This is a genomic window from Bradyrhizobium sp. SZCCHNR1051 (genome assembly GCF_032489615.1).
In the GTDB taxonomy this organism is placed as follows: Bacteria; Pseudomonadota; Alphaproteobacteria; order Rhizobiales; family Xanthobacteraceae; genus Bradyrhizobium.
On sequence record NZ_JAUEYJ010000002.1, the window covers coordinates 348,262 to 366,301 of the forward strand.

The 18,040-nt window shown below is 65.9% G+C and carries 23 protein-coding genes; 5 read left to right on the plus strand and 18 right to left on the minus strand.

Going from position 1 to position 18,040, the window contains the following annotated elements:
• Positions 1–89: 89 nt before the first annotated feature.
• The 11 genes from tolB to QW868_RS03605 form a co-directional block, all read right to left on the minus strand.
• Positions 90–1,370 (minus strand): Tol-Pal system beta propeller repeat protein TolB, encoded by a 1,281-nt coding sequence (gene tolB / locus QW868_RS03555; RefSeq protein ID WP_315812927.1) that lies wholly within the window; start codon positions 1,368–1,370, stop codon positions 90–92.
• A 68-nt stretch (positions 1,371–1,438) separates the two neighbouring features.
• Positions 1,439–2,473: a protein TolA gene (locus QW868_RS03560; RefSeq protein WP_316229932.1), complete on the minus strand. Its 1,035-nt coding sequence runs from the start codon at positions 2,471–2,473 to the stop codon at positions 1,439–1,441.
• Complete coding sequence (locus QW868_RS03565) at positions 2,470–2,949, minus strand: biopolymer transporter ExbD (RefSeq protein WP_315736315.1); 480 nt, start codon at positions 2,947–2,949, stop codon at positions 2,470–2,472. Before QW868_RS03565 ends, QW868_RS03560 begins: the two co-directional genes overlap by 4 nt.
• A 39-nt stretch (positions 2,950–2,988) precedes the next feature.
• Complete coding sequence (gene tolQ, locus QW868_RS03570) at positions 2,989–3,672, minus strand: protein TolQ (protein WP_315717584.1); 684 nt, start codon at positions 3,670–3,672, stop codon at positions 2,989–2,991.
• A 457-nt stretch (positions 3,673–4,129) separates the two neighbouring features.
• Complete coding sequence (locus tag QW868_RS03575; RefSeq protein ID WP_315736314.1) at positions 4,130–4,615, minus strand: DUF2852 domain-containing protein; 486 nt, start codon at positions 4,613–4,615, stop codon at positions 4,130–4,132.
• Positions 4,616–4,744: 129 nt separating this feature from the next.
• On the minus strand, positions 4,745–5,470 hold the full coding sequence (locus QW868_RS03580; RefSeq protein ID WP_315779320.1) for a TetR/AcrR family transcriptional regulator: 726 nt from the start codon (positions 5,468–5,470) through the stop codon (positions 4,745–4,747).
• Between the two features lie 258 nt (positions 5,471–5,728).
• A complete protein-coding gene (locus tag QW868_RS03585) occupies positions 5,729–6,097 on the minus strand; it encodes a hypothetical protein (RefSeq protein ID WP_315772332.1) in 369 nt (122 codons plus the stop codon).
• 33 nt (positions 6,098–6,130) lie between these two features.
• Positions 6,131–6,547 carry a YciI family protein gene (locus QW868_RS03590; protein WP_316229933.1) on the minus strand — a complete coding sequence of 139 codons (417 nt, stop codon included), beginning with the start codon at positions 6,545–6,547 and terminating at the stop codon, positions 6,131–6,133.
• 30 nt (positions 6,548–6,577) lie between these two features.
• Positions 6,578–6,991 carry a YciI family protein gene (locus QW868_RS03595; RefSeq protein ID WP_316181050.1) on the minus strand — a complete coding sequence of 138 codons (414 nt, stop codon included), beginning with the start codon at positions 6,989–6,991 and terminating at the stop codon, positions 6,578–6,580.
• Between the two features lie 112 nt (positions 6,992–7,103).
• Positions 7,104–7,754, minus strand: coding sequence for a glutathione S-transferase family protein (locus QW868_RS03600; RefSeq protein ID WP_316229934.1), 651 nt, complete (start codon positions 7,752–7,754; stop codon positions 7,104–7,106).
• A 187-nt stretch (positions 7,755–7,941) separates the two neighbouring features.
• Positions 7,942–8,493: a dihydrofolate reductase family protein gene (locus QW868_RS03605; protein WP_316229935.1), complete on the minus strand. Its 552-nt coding sequence runs from the start codon at positions 8,491–8,493 to the stop codon at positions 7,942–7,944.
• 106 nt (positions 8,494–8,599) lie between these two features.
• Here QW868_RS03605 and QW868_RS03610 point away from each other — a divergent pair, with 106 nt between their 5' ends.
• A complete protein-coding gene (locus QW868_RS03610) occupies positions 8,600–9,118 on the plus strand; it encodes a helix-turn-helix domain-containing protein (protein ID WP_315772322.1) in 519 nt (172 codons plus the stop codon).
• 46 nt (positions 9,119–9,164) lie between these two features.
• Here the strand turns inward: QW868_RS03610 and QW868_RS03615 are convergent, their stop codons facing one another.
• The gene (locus QW868_RS03615) at positions 9,165–10,373 is read right to left on the minus strand and encodes a hypothetical protein (RefSeq protein ID WP_316229936.1); all 1,209 of its coding nucleotides are present in this window, start codon (positions 10,371–10,373) and stop codon (positions 9,165–9,167) included.
• A 946-nt stretch (positions 10,374–11,319) separates the two neighbouring features.
• Here QW868_RS03615 and QW868_RS03620 point away from each other — a divergent pair.
• Positions 11,320–12,120, plus strand: a complete 801-nt coding sequence (locus QW868_RS03620; RefSeq protein WP_315736305.1) for an SDR family oxidoreductase — start codon at positions 11,320–11,322, stop codon at positions 12,118–12,120.
• A 4-nt stretch (positions 12,121–12,124) separates the two neighbouring features.
• Entirely contained in the window at positions 12,125–12,571 is a 447-nt protein-coding gene (locus QW868_RS03625) for a hypothetical protein (RefSeq protein ID WP_315736304.1), read from the plus strand.
• Between the two features lie 5 nt (positions 12,572–12,576).
• On the opposite strand, the gene QW868_RS03630 is transcribed toward QW868_RS03625, so the two are convergent.
• The 5 genes from QW868_RS03630 to QW868_RS03650 form a co-directional block, all read right to left on the minus strand.
• Positions 12,577–12,996, minus strand: coding sequence for a VOC family protein (locus tag QW868_RS03630; protein ID WP_315736303.1), 420 nt, complete (start codon positions 12,994–12,996; stop codon positions 12,577–12,579).
• 30 nt (positions 12,997–13,026) lie between these two features.
• Positions 13,027–13,398 carry a DoxX family protein gene (locus QW868_RS03635; protein WP_315737036.1) on the minus strand — a complete coding sequence of 124 codons (372 nt, stop codon included), beginning with the start codon at positions 13,396–13,398 and terminating at the stop codon, positions 13,027–13,029.
• A 132-nt stretch (positions 13,399–13,530) separates the two neighbouring features.
• Positions 13,531–14,802, minus strand: coding sequence for an RNA polymerase sigma factor (locus tag QW868_RS03640; protein ID WP_315777769.1), 1,272 nt, complete (start codon positions 14,800–14,802; stop codon positions 13,531–13,533).
• Positions 14,799–15,167 (minus strand): YciI family protein, encoded by a 369-nt coding sequence (locus QW868_RS03645; protein ID WP_315717600.1) that lies wholly within the window; start codon positions 15,165–15,167, stop codon positions 14,799–14,801. The genes QW868_RS03640 and QW868_RS03645 overlap by 4 nt, the downstream gene beginning before the upstream one ends.
• A 100-nt stretch (positions 15,168–15,267) precedes the next feature.
• Positions 15,268–15,573: a hypothetical protein gene (locus QW868_RS03650; protein ID WP_316229937.1), complete on the minus strand. Its 306-nt coding sequence runs from the start codon at positions 15,571–15,573 to the stop codon at positions 15,268–15,270.
• Positions 15,574–15,662: 89 nt separating this feature from the next.
• On the opposite strand from QW868_RS03650, the gene QW868_RS03655 reads away from it, so the two are divergent.
• The gene (locus tag QW868_RS03655) at positions 15,663–16,628 is read left to right on the plus strand and encodes a glyoxylate/hydroxypyruvate reductase A (protein ID WP_315756036.1); all 966 of its coding nucleotides are present in this window, start codon (positions 15,663–15,665) and stop codon (positions 16,626–16,628) included.
• 4 nt (positions 16,629–16,632) lie between these two features.
• Here QW868_RS03655 and QW868_RS03660 read toward each other — a convergent pair whose 3' ends face one another.
• The gene (locus QW868_RS03660; protein ID WP_316229938.1) at positions 16,633–17,304 is read right to left on the minus strand and encodes a TetR/AcrR family transcriptional regulator; all 672 of its coding nucleotides are present in this window, start codon (positions 17,302–17,304) and stop codon (positions 16,633–16,635) included.
• Positions 17,305–17,394: 90 nt separating this feature from the next.
• Between QW868_RS03660 and QW868_RS03665 the strand changes: the two genes are divergently transcribed.
• Positions 17,395–18,039, plus strand: a complete 645-nt coding sequence (locus QW868_RS03665) for a glutathione binding-like protein (protein ID WP_315736298.1) — start codon at positions 17,395–17,397, stop codon at positions 18,037–18,039.
• Position 18,040 lies beyond the last annotated feature (1 nt).

Sequence of the window (18,040 nt, forward strand, 5' to 3'; positions counted from 1 at the left end):
ATAGTTCCACCTTTCCACAGAACACGCCTCGCGCGACTCGAAAAATCGCGTCCACCACGACGTGAGCGGGCCCAGAGCCTCGCTCACCGTCACGACAACAGCGGCGACCAGGCCGGATCCGAGGCGAAGCCCGGCGTCGGCACCTTCTGCTCGAAGCGGCCGGAGACGTCGATCGAGTACAGCGACGGACCGGCGGTGCCGCCGGGGTCACGGAAGAACATCAGCACGCGGCCGTTGGGCGAGAAGGTCGGCCCTTCGTTGTGGAAGCCGGCGGTGAGGATGCGCTCGCCCGAGCCGTCCGTCTTCATGATGCCGATCGCGAACTGGCCGCCGCCCTGCTTGGTGAAGGCGATGAAGTCGCCGCGCGGCGACCACACCGGCGTCGAGTAGCTGCCCTCGCCGAACGAGATGCGCTGCGCTGCCCCGCCACTGGAGGACATCACGTAGATCTGCGGCTTGCCGCCGCGATCGGACTCGAAGCAGATCTGGCTGCCGTCCGGCGAGTAGCACGGCGAGGTATCGATCGCCGGCGTGTCGGTGAGCCGCGTGGTCGTGCGCGAGCGCAGGTCCATCACGAACAGGTTGGAGTTGCCGCCCTGCTGCAGGCTCAGGATGATGCGCTGGCCGTCCGGCGAGAAGCGCGGCGAGAACGACATGCCGGGGAAGTTGCCGACGATCTCGCGCTGGCCGGTCTCGATGTTGAACAGATAGACCTTCGGGTCGCCCTGCCCGAACTCCATGTAGGTGATTTCCTGGCTTGACGGCGAAAACCGCGGCGTCAGCACGAGGTCGGCGCCACGGGTGAGATAGCGGACGTTGGCGCCGTCCTGGTCCATCAGCGCGAGCCGCTTGACGCGGCGATCCGACGGGCCGCTCTCGTCGACGAACACGACGCGGCTATCGAAATAGCCCTTCTCGCCGGTCATCTGCGTGTAGATCTGGTCCGAGATGATGTGGGCGATGCGCCGCCAATATTCCGGCGCCGTCACATATTGCTGGCCGGTGAGCTGCTGGCCCGAGTTCGGGTCCCACAGCCGAAACTCCGCCTTCAGGCGCCCGTCCGGCTGCCGCGTCGCGCGGCCCGTCACCAGCCCGCGCAGGTCGAGCGGACGCCAGCTCGCGAATTGCGGCGGCGCCTCGAAATTGCTGATGCGCTCGGGAAACGCAGCCGGGTCGACCGGCACGAACAGCCCGCTGCGCTTCAGATTGTTGGTGATCACCTGCGCAACGCCATTGCCGACATCGGCATCCCCTGCCCCGCCGGGCACGAAGGGCGGAACGGCGATCGGGATCGGCTTGAACTCGCCGCTCGGGATGATCTCCAGGCGTTTTTGCTGGGCGAGCGCGGGGCCTGCACCCAGCGCCGCCATCGCGACGCCTCCGGTCAGCAAAAGCTGGCGCCGCGTGAAAAATCCGGTCGTGCGCTTCGGAGGTGTCGTCAAGTTCGGCCTCGCATCGAATTCATCATTTTGAGATTGAATGTCGTCGGTACGAGCTTCCACTCATTGTACCGGTTCTTCGGCAGGAACGAATAGGGCTGGCAATTCTCCACCGCGCGCTTGGCATTCTCCGCCATGGCTACGCTGACCCGCGACGGTCCTCGCGTCCCAACGACGGCCGGCACGGCGGCCAGCGATCCATCCGGACGCAGCTGGATGTCGATATCGACCTCGATCTTGTCCTCATCGACGCCGGTATAGGGAAGATTGAAGCAGCGACCGACCGCTTGTTGAAATGCGATCTGCCAGCTCGCGACGTTGGCTTCGGCCGTTCCCTGCGTTGCGCCGAGCGCCGCATTGGCATTGAGCTCCGCCCCCGTCGCCGCCTGCCGCGTCGGGTCCTTCTGATTGATCAGGCTCGCGATCTTCTCAGAGTCGTATTTGCGCTCGCTCTTGTGCTTCGGCGGCTCCGGAGGCGCGGCGGCGGCCTGCTGCGGCTTCGGCGGCTGCTTCGCCTTGTCCTTGTTGAGCACGCTGGCGATCTGGTCCGGATTGAAGGGATCGGGCTTCTTCTCTTCCGGCTTCGGCTTCTCGGCCGGCGCGGGCTTCGGCGGCTCCGGCTTCTTTTCGGCCACCGGCTTCGGCGTATCCGGCTGCTTCTCGACCGGCTTCGGCGGGTCGGGCTTCTTCTCGACCGGCTTCTCCGGCTTGGGCTGCGGCGTCGGCGCGGCGTCGGTCTCGGTGACCTGCTTGGTGTCGACCTTGCCGACGATGTCCTCGGTCGGCTTCTTCTCGCCGATCTTGTCGGCCAGCAGCTTCTGGGATTCCTTCTTGCCCGCCAGCGCGCCAGCCTTGGCCTTGGACGAGTTGTCCTCCGAGATCACGTCGACGGGCACCAGGTCCTCCGCCGGCACCACCATCGAGCGCGCGGAGAAGCTGAACAGACCCCAGCACAGCACGAGCACGTGCAGGGCGACGGACAGCACCGTCCCCTTGCGCGTGCGAACGAACCGGATGAGGTCTGCTGACGTCATGAGCCCTGATCCGGCAGCACGACGATGCTGGCGCGATAGCCGGCGTCGCGCGCCAGGCCCAGCACCTTCATCATGTCGGAGTAGCAGGCGTCGCGGTCGCCGCGGATCTTGACGACGTTGTCGGCGCCACCGGCGCCCGCCTCCTTCATCGCCTTGATCTTCGGCCCAAGCTCGTTGATCGCGATCGGCGAGTCGCCGAGATACACGTCCACCTTCGACGCGCAGCCGCCGCCGGTCTTCTTGACGGTGACCTCGAGCGGCGGCTTGGCGTCGGCCGTCGAGGCCGAGCCGCCTTGCGCCTGGGGCAGGTCGACCTGGATGTTGACGGTGAGCAGCGGCGCCGCGACCATGAAGATGATCAGCAGCACCAGCATGACGTCGACCATCGGCGTGACGTTGATCTCCGCCATCACGGCCGCCTTGCGCCGACCGCGGCGACCACCGCCGCCGGACGCGCTGCCCATGCTCATGCCCATGCTGTGGTACTCACGATCCGAATGCCACTATACCTGCCCTCATCCCCGCTCGTCGATCTGACGGGACAAGATGGCTGAAAATTCATCTGCGAAGCCTTCCAACCGCTGCGCCTGCCGGTTCACCTCCGAAGAGAACTTGTTGTAGAAAATCGTCGCCGGGATGGCCGCGATCAGGCCGATGGCAGTGGCGAACAGCGCCTCCGCGATGCCCGGCGCGACCACCGCCAGCGAGGTGTTCTTGGATGCCGCGATCGCCTGGAAGCTGGTCATGATGCCCCAGACCGTGCCGAACAGGCCGACGAACGGGCCGGCGGAGCCGACCGTGGCGAGCACCAGGAGACGGCGTTCCAGCCGCTCGACCTCGCGCGCGATCGAGACGTTCATCACCTTCTCGATGCGCATCTGCAGCCCGGCGAAGGAGCGCGCATGGCCCTCGAACGAGCGTTTCCATTCCCGCATCGCCGCCACGAAACACGCCGCCATCGACTGCGTCGGCTTCGCCGACAGCACCCGATACAATTCCTCGATCGATTCCCCGGACCAGAAGGCCTGCTCGAACCGATCCATCGAGCGGCGGGTCCTGGAAAACAGGAACATCTTGTCGATCGCGATTGCCCAGACCCAGATCGAGCAGGAGATCAGGCCGAGCATGATGATCCGAACCACCCAGCCGGCATTGCCGAATAGATCGATCAGGGACAGGCCGCCGCTATCGACAGACATCTGCAGTATCCTCTCAACCAATCATCCCGGGACGCCCGGGACCATGCAGCCGCCGTTCCATGCCGGATGCCGTCGCGGCGGAAAGCGCCTGCGCGAGAAAACCCTGAACTGATCGCTTTAAGAGGCCCGCCGAAGCCATAAGCGGCCTGCTTCCTCTGCCAACGTGTCAAAACAAGGGCTCTTGGCGCGCGTAAGCGCCCCTTAACCAAACCCCCTCCGGGGTTAAGGCGGGGTTACCGCGGAGTATTGCCGAGGTCAAAGGTCCAGCCGGACCAGCCAGATAGAGCCTTTGTGATCAGCAGCTTGACCATTTTGGCCGCCAGCGGGCAGCGGCCAGCCGCCGCAGGCGGGCGGTATCGGAGAACGCAAAACGCCCGCCGGCGGGGGAAACCGCAAGCGGGCGTCTTATGCCGTCAGGGCGGGGGCTGAAAGCCCTGCGCCGTCAGGTGAGAGGCGATCAGCTCTGCGGCTGGTCGTTCGGCGGGGTCGGACGCGGCTTGTGCTGGGCCATGAACGCGTCGAACTCCTCCTTGTCCTTGGCGTGGCGCAGCCGGGTCAGGAAGTCGCGGAACTCCTGCTGCTCCTCCTCGAGCCGCCGCAGGGTCTCCATGCGGTACTCATCGAAGGCGCGGTTGCCGCTGGAAGCCGGCTGCGAGAACCCGAAGCCGAAGCCGCGGCGCTCCATCTTGTCGCGCATGCGGTCCATCTTCCACTGCATCCGCTCCATCTTGTTCGACCAGCGATCACCGCCGTTCCAGCACGCCATCTTTCTGCTCCCGAGTGTAAAAAAGAGAAGGGCAAGTCCGATCGGCCACCAGATGATGAAGCCGAGCACGGTCACGGCGATCCAGCCGGGATGCCAGGGCGACTCCATCATGCGGGGCCGGTACCTCTGCTCCTCCTCCGAACCGCGCCAACGATTGACATCTGCGGTGTAGGCCATCTCCCTCTCCATTCGCGGCGCCATGCCGTGTGAATGTAAATAACATTTACATAGCTAGCTCAACCCGGGATTTTGTCAAGGCGACCGCCTGACGCGTCGCTCGAATTATTTTTCGGCGTTCTTTGAACCTTATTTCGGGCGGCCCCAGGGCCCTGCCGGCTTGTCATCGTCCGGCAGCGGCGGCGGCTCGGCAGCGGAGGACGGCGCAGGCCGGCGGTCGGTCGGGAAGCCGAGCCCGCGCAGATAGATCAACACCTCGGCCTCCAGCAGCTCCTCGGGCGACATCGGCAGCTTGCGGCGGGCGGCGTCGCCACGCGCGAACAGCGAGGCGATGCCATGCGCCATCGACCAGATGTGCAGCGCCATCATCAGCGCCGGCGGCCGCGGCACGCCGGGCGGCGCCAGCGCGGCCAGCCGCTCGGCGGCAGCTCGGATGACGCCGAAAGCGCGCTCGCCCGCCGCCAGCAGGCCCGCGGTGGAGTCGGCCGGCACACCGGATTCGAACATCGCCGAATAGAACGCAGGCTCCGAACGGGCGAATGCGAGATACGCCTTGCCGACGCGCTCGAACGCCGTGACGGTGTCGGGCCGGCCGTCGTCCCACGCCGCCGAGAGCTGCGCCTCGAACTGCTCGAAGCCGCGCTGGGCGATGCTCGACAGCAATTCGTCGCGGTCGCGGAAGTGGCGGTAGGGCGCGGCCGGGCTGACGCCGGCCATGCGGGCCGCATCGGCAAAGGTGAAGCCAGCAGCCCCCTTCTGCGCGATCAGGTCGAGCGCCGCCTGCAGCAGCGCCTCCTTGAGGTTACCGTGATGATAGCCGCGCTCGGCGCGGCGCTCTTCCTTGCGCCAGCTCATGTAAATGGCTTTTACATGAGCCGGGTCAAAGGAAGCCAGCGACTTTTGGCGGGGTCAGCCGCCGATGTGCGCGAGGGGTCCGTCCCGTCGTCCCGTTAAGCCCCCAGCGAAACAGGCGCCACCCTCGCCTGGAGGGTCGCGCAAGGGACAGGTTGGCACCGAAGTCGCCGCGAGATCAGCGCGCCCGGCACAAACGCCGGGCGCCGCAGCAAGCGCGATGTTCACCTCAGCCGACGTTCCGCCCTGCAGGCCGCTCAACTAACCGCCCGGAATCGGCAGCACCGGCATGATCTCGACCCGCTCGCCCGGGAAGATCGCAAAATGCGGATGGTTGACGAACATCTTCGCGGCATCCTCGTGCGACGCGGCGCGGACCACGGTGAACGCGCCCATCTCGTTGGCGATGTCGTTGACGCCGCCCTTGTCGACCCGCTTGGTCTTGCCGAGCGGCCCGCCCATCGCGACGATCGCGTCCTTATATTGATCCGCCCAGGCATGCCAGGCCGCCATGCCCTGCTGCCCCCTGGCATTGCGCTCCGTTTCGGACAGCGCCTCCCAGGCTTTCCAGGCCGGACTGGTCTTGCTGCCGAGAAAGACGGCGAGATAGGTGTTGCTGTTGTCGCTCATTGCACTTCCCTCTCCTGCTGTGAAACGGATCGATCAGACACGGCCGGCATGCGGCAGCTCGGCGAAGCCGGCCGCGGCCTGCTGCACCTCCTCGGAAAAGTCGGCCATCTCCTGGACCTGGCGAATCTCGATGATCTCGTTGTCCGAGGCCGGGCACTGCTTGGCCCAGGCGATCGCCTCGTCGCGCGAGGCGACCTCGATCATCCAATAGCCGCCGAGCACCTCCTTGGCCTCCGCGAACGGGCCGTCGGTCACCACAGGCGTGCCGCCCGCGAACGAGACCCGCGCCCCCATCGACAGCGGATGCAGGCCCTCCAGCGTGATCAGCACGCCGGCGTCCTTCAGGGCCTCGTTGTAGCGCATCATCGCTTTGACGCGCTCGGGATCGAGCTGCACGTCCGGCAGCGCGCTCTCATAGCCGAGCGGGATCATCAGCATCATGAATCGCATCGCGTTCCTCCTCTCCTGATCAGGGTCGGTTCAGCTCTTGGCGGCCTGCGCACGCAGCCGTTCGACCCGCTCACGCAATTCGGGCGTGAACGTCTCGCCGAAATCCTCCGCGGCATAGACCTGGCGGATCTCGATCTGGCCGCTCGGGAACGGCGCCCGCTTCATATGCTCGATCACCTCATCGAGCGAGCCGGCCTTGATCATCCAGAAGCCCGCCGCGAGATCGCGGGAGAGATCGAACGGACCGCGCGCGACGCTCGACGTCCCGTTCGAGAAGTCGATGCGCGCCCCCTTCGCGGTCGGATGCAGGCCCTCGCCGGCTTCCATCATGCCGGCCTTGACCAATTCCTCGTTGAACCGGCCCATCGCCGCGAACTCCTCGGTCGTCGGCAGGATTCCGGCTTCGGTGTCCCTGGTCGCCTTCACGATCACCATGAACCGCATGGCGCCTCTCCCCTGATGCTGTCCGGCAGGACTGCCCTGCCCTCATCAGTAGGACGATCCGGCCCTGGTGCCGCCGACACGCTCCCGCAATTATTTTGGCCGGGTTCCCGATTCAGCCCGGCTCCTGCGGGAACATGTGGAAATAAGGCTCGGCCTCTGCGAGCACCCGCGCCACGGATGGCCTCGCCTTGAGCCGGTCGAGATAGGCTTTGACCCGGGGGAGCCCATCACCAAGCGGCTCCACTCTGTCGGCGTAGAACAGCGCCGGCACGGCCGCGCAATCCGCCAAGGTGAACGGGTCTCCCATCGCCCAGCCATGCGGCGGCAGCTCAGTCTCGAGCATGGCGTAGGACGTGCGCAGCCGGCTTAGAGCGTCGGCGACGCCGAGCGGATCGCGGGCATCGGCCGGCCGCAGCCGGTCGAACACGACGGTCTGCGTCGGCATGTGCAGATAGAGGTCGAGAAAGCGATCGCGCAGACGTGTCCGCAAAGCGAGATCGGGATCATCGGGAATGAAGCGCGTCCTGCCCGCATAGTGCTGGTCGAGATATTCGATGATGATGCTCGATTCCGGAATCGTGCGCTGCTCGTCGCGCAGCACGGGAAATTTACCGACCGGCCAAAGCTTCAAGAACGCCGCGCGCTCATCCGCGTCACCGAGATTGATCAGCTTCGGCGTGAACGAAACGTCGTTCTCATACAGCGCGATCAGCACCTTCCAGCAGAACGAGGACAGCGGATGATAGTAGAGGGTCAGCGACATCCTACGCTCCTGATGAGTTGAGTGAGAACAAGTTGTTTGGTCCCGAACGCGCGGCCGCAGGGATGGTGCGCTCCCTCGCCCCGTTCTTCACGGGGAGAGGGTTGAGGTGAGGGGCTAGACGCACCGGCGGTGTGGTTTATAGACCTGCACTCCCCCGGGACACGGAGCGCGCCCGCGAGAGCTGGACTCACACGTCCCGAACGGGGGCATAGCGCGCGATGACAACGCCGTTGGACAGCGCCCGGCTGTCGATCAGGCGGAGCTTCACGGCCTGCCCCGGCTTGAACAGCGGCCGTCCGGCGCCGAGCACGCGCGGATTGATCGCGATACGAAACTCATCGATCAGATCGTGCGCGACGAGCGTCGACGCGAAGTCCGCGCTGCCGAACAGGAACAGGTCCTTGGCATTCTCCTGCTTGAGCTTGTCGACATCGGCCGCGAGCTGCGGACCCAGCAGATGCGCGTTTGACCATGCCAGGCGAGACAGCGTGCGCGACGCGACATATTTGGGGATGCTGTTCATGAAGTCGGCGATCACGCCCTTCTCGGTCGGCCAATAGCCGGCCATCAGATCGTAGGTCACCCGGCCGAACAGCAGTACGCCCGCCTCGTGCAGTTGCGTCTCGGAGATATGCTCCAGCTCCGGGCCCCACACGTCCTCGTGCCAGGAGATGTCGCCGTTCGGGCCCGCAACCATGCCGTCCAGCGTCATCATGTTCCACATCACCAGTCTCGCCATCGACGGCCTCTCCCTGACTGCTTTCATTTTGCAAGCAGTTGGAGAATGCCCAGACCGGTGCAATATTGCAAGCGGTTTATACGCGATCCCTGCTCACGAGACTTCGATGTCCGACCCCCAGCGCTCCGGCTGCCCGATCAACCTGTCGCTCGAAGTGGTGGGAGACAAATGGAGCCTCTTGATCATCCGCGACATGATGTTCGGAAATCGCCGGCACTATCGCGAGCTGCTCGGCGGCTCGGAGGAAGGCATCTCCTCGAACATTCTCGCCGACCGGCTGAAGACACTGCTCGCGGCCGGCATCATCAGCCGTGAGGACGATCCGAGCCACAAGCAGAAGGGCATCTATTCCCTGACCGAGCAGGGCATCGAGCTGTTGCCGATCCTCGCGCAGATGGCGGGCTGGGGTTACAAATATCTCCCCGTCTCGGAGGAGCTCGGCATCCGCGCCAAGCTGTTGATGGAAGGCGGCCCGAAAATGTGGGCCGAATTCATGGACGAGCTGCGCGAGACCCATCTCGGCGCGAAACGGCGCAGGAAGGCTGGACCGAGTGTCGGCGAGCGGCTGCAGGCGGCTTACCAGAAGGTCGTCGCTGCCAAGAAAGCCGAGGCAGGAGGCAGGTGATCATGCGCCTCGCAACGCGCACGGATCGTGCGCGCCGCTTCCCGCATCAGAACCGTGTGTTGTCGGCCCTGTAGCGCGATGATTTGCGCGGGGCGCGTTCGGGGGCCTGCTCGAGCTGCGCGATCGGGCGGCGATAGGTCTCCGCGCGACGCAGCCAGCCCGCCTCCCACACGCGGTTCGAGGGCAGATTGCGAACCCGCTGTTGCAGCACGACCTGCACCGCGTCGGAATATTCGGCGAGCACGGCCTTGGACTCGGTGGTGGTGCCGTTCATCTTGAGCAGTACCTGCTTGAGACCCCAGCCCTGGCGCTGGCCCGTCTCCTTGTCCACCGCCGTCTCGGACGGATTGGTGCCCTCGCCCTTGAAGTTGATGTAGTCGATCAGCGGATAGAGATCGTTGGAGGCGCGCACGACCCGCGAATACTGCGCGACGATGTGCTCGCGTTCGGCGCTGTCGGGCGTGTTGGCGAGGATCTTGTCCATCGCGCCTTGCGCACGCGCCACCAGGAACTGCGTCTGCTCCGCAATCGTGTCGAGCAGGAACTGCCGCAATTGCCGCATTTGCGGCGAGTTGAAATTCCGCTTGAAGTCGGCCCGGCTGGTCCACGGGCATGCCGGGATCGGCGTCTTGTCGAGCCATGCAGGCAACGGCGTCCTGCCCTTGCGCAGAAACGCGATCAGCCCCGGAAAGCCCTCCTCATAAGGCGGCTTCGCGGTGGACGGGTACCAGATGAAATGCCCGATTCCCAGCGAGGCGAATTCTTCACCCGCATTCCACGACGTGATCGCGTCGCGCCGTCCCCCGGCCTCGTTGAGCCAGATCTTGCGGCCGATCATCTGCGCAACGTCGGCCGGGAGCGCACGTTGAGGCACCGACAGATTCTTCGTCGTCTTGGTGTCGCTCCGCGGGTCGGCCTTGCGCTCGGCCGCGACCGGCTTCGCGGGCTCGGTCGATGGCACGGCCACCTTCAGAGCCGGCGTCGGCACGTCCGACGGCCGCCCCACCGTCTCGGGCTCCGCCGTCTGCGGCTGCTGCGGCGGCGCGACATCGTCCGCAGCCTGCTCGGTCTCTGCCGGTTTCGCGGCAACGCTGCCATCCGCTCCGGCGGCGCCGGACGCCGCGAGCCCGAGGACAATGCACGACAACAGCAACGCGCCGCACACGCGCCTCAGATCATTCGGCCCGCGCGACGAAGCGTGCAGCTCCGTGGTTCTGACGAGAGTGATTCGCCGGCTGATGAATTGATCGCCCATGTCGATTCTACCGAGACTCTTAAACTCTACGCTACCGGTTCAGATTCGTCCCAGACACGTCTGAGAGCGACCCGACGACGGGCAAATCAGCCGACGGCGGGACTGTCCAATTCCACGGGGGAATGCGCCTTTGGAGGCTGCGGCGCGGCCGCGAAACCGCCGGCGCCACGGAGCTTTTTCGTGAAGACTTTCAAGTCGATCACCCTTACCCTTGTCCAGTCCTTCCCGTAAGAATGTTCCTCTTTCTCCTTTCCAGAATTCATGCTCTTTTAGCCACGTCCTGTTCCCGATCGAGAGGGACGTTTCGCGGTCGTCACGAACGTGGGGAGCAGGACGCGGTGGAAGCGTCGATGTTGCAGCGTGGAGCATGATTCGGAACCGGAGGATGTTGACGCGCATTGCGCCACAGCTTTCCGACAAGATCATGCTCATATGAGGACACGCAGACGAACAACGCGGCGCGTACGGCGAAATCGTGTGGTCCCGGCATCCCGATGCTGATGCCGTGTCCGATGCGTGAGCGCATTGTGGCGGAAACGGGGGCAAGACAGCCGGTCCCCGGGGAGCGTGTTATAGGCCGTCAGACCATCGCGCAGGGAGGGCCGGGATGTCTCAGCCGAACCTGGGGTTCCGGCCCCGTGCATTTTTCCCGCACGGGGCCAATGGGGCGCCAAGCTCCCGGTCTTCCCTGCTCCCTCCGATCGAGCGGGAGGCCAAGGCGAGCATGACTCGGATGCTTCTCCACCGCGAGGACGCGAGCTGATGCGACCGCTACCACCGCTGGCTGTTTGACAACGCCCACGAACTTCGCTGGCTATGCGCATCGCGCGGAGCTGGATTGAACGTACACTGACAGATGTGACGGCCTTCACAGCTGATCCGCGCAGCGCATGTTAGGACTCAACGAAGAGAAAAGCCGGGCTGCCGGCCCGAGGAGTCGACCGCCGTGACGGAAACATCGACGACGACGCAGACCGACAAAGTCGCCCTGATCACCGGGGCGGCGCGCGGCATCGGGCTGGCGACAGCAAAGAGATTTCTGCACGAGGGCTGGCGTGTGGCCCTGCTCGACATCGAGAAGAAGCTGCTCGACGACGCCACGGCCGCACTCGAATCTCCCGATCGAACGCTCGCGCTGCATTGCGACGTCGCGGAAGCCGCGATGGTCGCCGATGCGTTGGCGCGCCTCGCCGACCGGTTCGGCCGTCTCGATGCGCTGGTCAACAATGCCGGTGTCGCACGCTTCGCTCCGATCATGGAAACCAGCGAAGCCGACTGGCAACGCATCCTCGACGTCAATCTGACCGGGCCGTTTCTGTGCACGCGGGCTGCGGTCCCGCTGATGCGCGAGCGCGGCGGCACCATCGTCAACATCACCTCGATTTCCGCCGTCCGCGCCTCCACGCTGCGCTCCGCCTACGGCACCAGCAAGGCGGCGCTGGCGCATCTGACCAAGCAGCTCGCGGTCGAGCTCGCATCCGCCGGCATCCGCGTCAACGCGGTGGCGCCGGGCCCGGTGGAGACCGCGATGGCCAAGGACGTGCACACGCCGGAGATCCGCGCCGACTATCACGACGCCATTCCGCTCAACCGTTACGGCCTCGAGGACGAGCTCGCCGAGGCCATCTTGTTTCTCAGCTCCGAACGCTCCAGCTATATCACCGGACAGATCCTGGCCGTCGATGGCGGCTTCGACGCCGCGGGAATCGGATTGCCGACCTTGCGCGGCCAACGCAGGAACACGTGAAACGATGCCGAGCCGGATGCGCATCATCCTGACCTTGCTGCTGGCGGTCGTCCTGTGGGGAATCGCGACGATGCTGGCGCGCGCCGACGTCCGCATCATCTCCTCGCCCGGCGGCGAGGTGGGGCCGTTCATCGATCTGTTCGAGAAGGTTCGCGCCTCCGGCGAGCGTGTCATCATCGACGGTCCCTGCCTGTCGGCCTGCACGCTGGTGCTCAGCGTCGTGCCCGAGGACCGCATCTGCGTGACGCGGCGAGCCACCCTCGGCTTCCACGCCGCACGCTCGGTCGACCGGCGCGGCCGCGCTTATGCGGAACCCGAGGCTTCCAAGCTGGTGCTGCAGACTTATCCCACGCCGGTGCGCGGCTGGATCGAGCGCCGCGGCGGCCTGACGTCGCGGCTTCTGTTGTTGCGCGGGCGCGAGCTCAAGGCGATGTACGCCTCGTGCCGCTAGCGGCGTCACGCCTCGTAGCCATCCGCCGGGGAATTGATCATCCACGGAATGCCGAAGCGATCGACGCCCATGCCGAAGCCCTTCGACCAGAAGGTCTTGCCGAACGGCATGGTGACGGCACCGCCTTCGAGCAGGGCGTGGAACTTACGCTCCGCCTCGGCCGGGTCTGCGATCTGGAGCGAGACCGAGATTCCGTGCGGCTTGCCTTGATAATATTCGGGCGGCGAATCCGAGGCCATCAGGACGCCGCCGCCGATCGAGAAGCGCACATGCATGATCCTGTCCTTGTGCTCCGGTGCAGAAGGCATCTCCGGCGGCGCCTCGCCATAACGCATCATCATGTCGACCTTGGCGCCGAGCACCTCGCCGTAGTGCTTGAGCGCCTGCGCGCAATCGCCATTGAATGTCAGATAGGGACAGATCATCGTCATCCTCCTTGGTTGAAAGATCATTTGTCAGCGCAGCAGCGGCAGAAGCGCGCGCAGGCGGCGGTCGCGCAGCCACAAGCCGCCCCACAGCAGGAGTCCGAGATAGAGGCCGAACAGGACGTGGCTGAACAGCGGACTGCCGATGCGGACATGCGAGGCGATGGCGCCGCCGAGATAGCCGGTGAGCAGGATCGCGCCGACGAACGATGTCGGCGGCAGGATATAGAGCACGGTGCAGAGAAGCGTGATGAGGCCGAGCGCCCGCGCCATGGCGTCGCCTGCTCCATAGCCCATCTGATCCAGCGTCTGGGTGACGACGGGCAGAGGGATGAGCTTGACCGCGCCGTCGAACAGCAGGAACAGCGTCACCAGACCGCTCAGGATGCGGCCGCTCCACAATTCGGCGCGCGAGACCGGCTCTTCCATCGTCGTCATCTGCAGCTCCTCTCCGTGATGCTGCTCCCAGGACGAATGAAGGATCGTGCCGCCGACAGCCCGGTGCAGAATTTTAGACCGAATCTCGGCAGTATTTCACTGGCCGACCCGAGCCTGAGCCGTCGCGCTGTCGCGCATCAGGCGATCGAGCTGCATGCGGATATGCGCGGCCTCCGCCGAGCTGTGCGCCAGCGCGATGGCGCGGTCGAAGGCGGTCCGCGCCTCGTCATTGCGCCCGAGCTGCATCAGCAGCGCGCCGCGCACGCCGAAGAAATAGAAATAGTTGGCAAGCCGCCCTTCGAGCGGCGCAATCAAATCGAGCGCCGCCTCGGCCCCGCGCACCTTGGAGACGGCGACGGCGCGATTGAGCGTCACCACCGGCGAGGGCTGCACCACTTCCAGCGCGCCATAGAGCAGATCGATCTGCGTCCAGTCGGTGTCCTCCGGGCGCGCGGCGCGCGAATGCAGCGCCGCGATCGCCGCCTGGATCTGGTACGGGCCGCTGTGGCGGTGGCGGATCGCCTTGTCGATCAGGGCCACGCCTTCCGCGATCATCGGCTGGTTCCACAGCGAGCGATCCTGTTCGTCGAGAAGGATCAGCGTCCCCTCCGCATCGAAGCGGGCGGCGCTGCGCGCGTGTTGCAGCAGCAGCAGCGCCGTCAGCCCCATGATTTCGGGCTCGCTCGGAAACAGCCGCAGCAGCAGCCGCGCCAGCCGGATGGCCTCCTCGGACAACGGCTGGCGCAGCGCCGCGGTCTCGCCGCTGGCCGAATAGCCCTCGTTGAAGATCAGGTAGATCATGGCCGCGACCGCGGTCAGGCGCTCGGCGCGCTCGATCGCGCCCGGCGTCTCGAACGGCACGTCCGCCTGCGCGACGCGCGCCTTGGCGCGGGTGATGCGCTGCTCCATCGCCGCCTCGCTGACCAGGAAGGCGCGGGCGATCTGCTTCACCGTCAGGCCGGACACCACCCGCAGCGCCAGCGCGATCTGCTGCGTCGCCGGCAGGTCCTTGTGACAGCAGATGAACAGCAGGCGGAGGATGTCGTCGCGGTAGTGCGAGCCGTCGAGCCGCTCGGCGAGCGCGCTCTCGGCGTCGTCGAGATCGGAGATCGCCTCGTCATCCGGCAGCGGCTGCTCGCGGCGGACCCGGCGGACATCGTCGATGGCCGCGTTGCGTCCGACCATGATCAGCCAGGCCGCCGGATCGCGCGGCGGACCGTTCTGCGGCCAGCTCTTCAGGGCGCGCAGGCAGGCGTTCTGGAACGCCTCCTCCGCCGTGTCGAGATCGCGGAAATAGCGCAGCAGCGCGCCGACGGCCTGGGGTCGTGCCGATGTCAGGGCCGCATCGATCCAGGCCGTATCGGTCATGCCAGCGCTCCACCCGGCCTGAACGTGCCGACGGGACGGATCTCGTAGGAGCCGCCGGGATTGGCCTCGCCGAGCTCGCGCGCGACCTCCAGCGCCTCATCGAGATTGGCGCAGTCGACGAGATAGAAGCCGAGCAGCTGCTCCTTGGTCTCGGCATAGGGGCCGTCGATGACGAGCGGCGGATCCTCCTTCCGGAGCGTCGTCGCAGCTGTGGTCGGCAGCAGCCGCGCCACCGGCCCGAGCCGCCCCTGCTTGGCGAGCTTCTCCTGGATGACGGCAAGCTTGGCCATGACCGCGGCATCCTGGTCCTTGCTCCAGGCGCAGACGACATCCTCGTCATGATAGCAGAGCAGCGCGTACAACATCGGCAGGCATCTCCCTTCGTCTTCAAGACGGCGGAGTATGCCTCCGGCCGACAGTCCCACGAAGTATTTTCGCGGGGTTCCGCCTGCAGGAACAAGCTGCCTACCAGGAGATGCCGTACTTGGCCGCGATGTTGCGCGCCCGGCTCTCCTGCGCGCTCTCGCGCGGCTGCTTGGCTCGGCCGGCCTGGCGCAGCGACTTGCCTTGGCCTTGCCCCGCGGCGCTCTGTCCACCTTGGCTGCCCGCGTTCGGGGACATACCGTCCTGCGTCTGGCCGCCGGCCTGCGGCTGACTGCCCTTGCCGATCGAGATGCCGTTGGCCGACAGGATCGACCCGACATCGATGGTCTGGGCCTGGACCGAGGCAGACGCGACGACGAAAGCAGTGGCGAGAAGCAATTTGCGCATGACGATTGTCTCCGTGTTGATGGGCGGAGATTGGCGTGCCCGCGCGATCTGGTATGTGGAACACGTCACATAAGCTCGAGGACCCTCCGATGACCAAAGGCGCGCTGGCGCTCCTGATCCATGGCGGCACCGACAACTGGTCGCCACAGCGCTGGAAAGCGCGTTTCGACGATGTCTGCGGCGACCGCCCTGTGGTGCTGCTGCCCGATCCCGGGCTCGATCCAGCCGAGGTGCATTACGCCGCGGTCTGGAAGCCGGTCCCCGGCGAGCTCGCCGGCTTTCCGAACCTGCGCGTGATCTTCAACCTCGGCGCCGGCGTCGACGCGCTGATGGCGGACAAGACGCTGCCCAGCGTGCCCCTGGTCCGCGTCGCGGTCGACGATCTCACCGCGCGAATGACCGAATATGTCGTGCTGCACGTGCTGATGCATCATCGCCAGGAGCTGTATCTGCGCGAGTCGCAGCGCGTGAAGCGCTGGGCGCCGAAATACCAGTGGCCGGCGGCCGCGATCGGCGTCGGCGTTCTCGGACTGGGCACGCTCGGGATCGACGCAGCCGAGGTGCTCAAGCGATTGGGCTTCCAGGTCGCCGGCTGGAGCCGCAGCGCCAAGCAGGCTGACGGCATCGAATGCTTCCATGGCGCGGCGCAGCTCGACGCGTTCCTGGCGCGGACCGACATCCTGGTGTCGCTGCTGCCGCTGACGCCGGATACGCGCGGCATTCTCGACCGCAAGATGTTCGCCAAGCTCAGGCGCTCATCACCGCTCGGCGCCCCCGTCATGATCAATGCCGGCCGCGGCGGGCTGCAGAACGAGGCCGACATCCTCGCCTGCCTCGACGACGGCACGCTTGGTTCGGTCTCGCTCGACGTGTTCGGCCAGGAGCCGCTGCCCGCCGACAGCCCGTTCTGGACCCACCCGAAGGTGGTGCTGACGCCGCACAATGCAGCCGACACCGACGCCGACGCGATCTCGCGCTACGTCGCCGAGCAGATCGCGACCTTCGAGGCCGGCGGGGCGCTGCGCAACCTGGTCGATCGCATCAGGGGATATTGAAGCGCTATCCTTTGCCGACCATCACATCGATTGCGCCGGCGACGATCGCCTCCAGCTCCTGACGCGGCGCCCGCGCGCGAGCGCGGACCGCGATCGAGTGGATCGTCGCCGACGCCAGCCGCGCCAGCACTGCGGGGTCGGCGTCCGCAGGCAGCTCGCCCTTCTCCTTGGCGCGGCGGAAGCAGCGCGCAAACGCCATGTCGAGCTCGGTCAGGGCGTTCTGCACCATGGCGCGGATGTCGGGATCGGCGACCGCTTCCGAGCCCGCCGTCATCACCGTGAAGCAGCCGCGCGGCCCCTCCTCGCCCGAGAGATAGATGTCGAGTGCGGCGGCGAAGATCTTCTGCAGCTGCTCGCGCACCGGCCAGTCGTGACGGAAGATCTCGCCCATCACCGCGCGGGCATTGTCGCGATAGCGCTGATAGCTCTTGATGTAGAGCTCGCGCTTGTCGCCGAACGCGCCATAGAGGCTCGGCCGGTTCATGCCGGTGGCGGCGCTGAGATCGTCGAGCGAGGTCGCGGCGAATCCGGTTGACCGGAACAGGTCGAGCGCCTTGCCGAGCGCGACATCCGGCTCATACGCCCGCGGCCTCCCGCGCCGCTTCGGCTCGACCGGGGCGGCAGCGATTTTCTGGGGAAGGTCGCCCTGCGGCGGCCCTTTCTTTTTTTGTACCATTTCGCAATAAATTCCTTGACCGGCCTTATATTATGCGAGACAGTATAAAAATCAATCAACGCTCCGGTCCGGAGCCCGAGGGAGACGTCCATGGACCTGTATTTCTCGCCGCTCGCCTGCTCGCTCGCCACCCGCATCGCGCTGTATGAAGCTGGCGCTGCGGCGAATTATCTCGAGGTCGATCCGAAGACGAAGATCGTCCTCAACGACGGCTCCGATTTCCGCGCCGTCAATCCGCTCGGGCTCGTCCCGACGCTCCGCACCGATGACGGCGACCTGCTGACCGAGAATGCCGCGATCCTGCAATATGTCGCCGATCGCTTCCCCGAGGCGAAGCTCGGCACCGGCCCCGGCATGGACCGCAGCCGGCTGCATCAATGGCTCTGCTTCATCGGCACCGAGCTGCACAAGGGACTGTTCATCCCGATCCTCGACAAGACCGCGCCCGAGGAGATGAAGGCCCATGTCCTGAAGAAGAACCTGTCGCGGCTCGATCATCTCGAGAACCACCTGCGGGATCGCGACTATCTGCTCGATCATTTCACGGTCGCCGACGCGTATCTCGTCACCGTGATCAACTGGACCATGGCAACGCCGCCGGTCCAGCTCGCGAAATGGCCGGCCGTGAAGGCGTACTACGAGCGCCTGCGCGTGCGGCCGTCGATCGCCCGTGCCATCGCCGAGGAGTTCGAGCTCTACAAGGCGGAACTGGCGCGGCATAAGGCGGCGGCCTAGG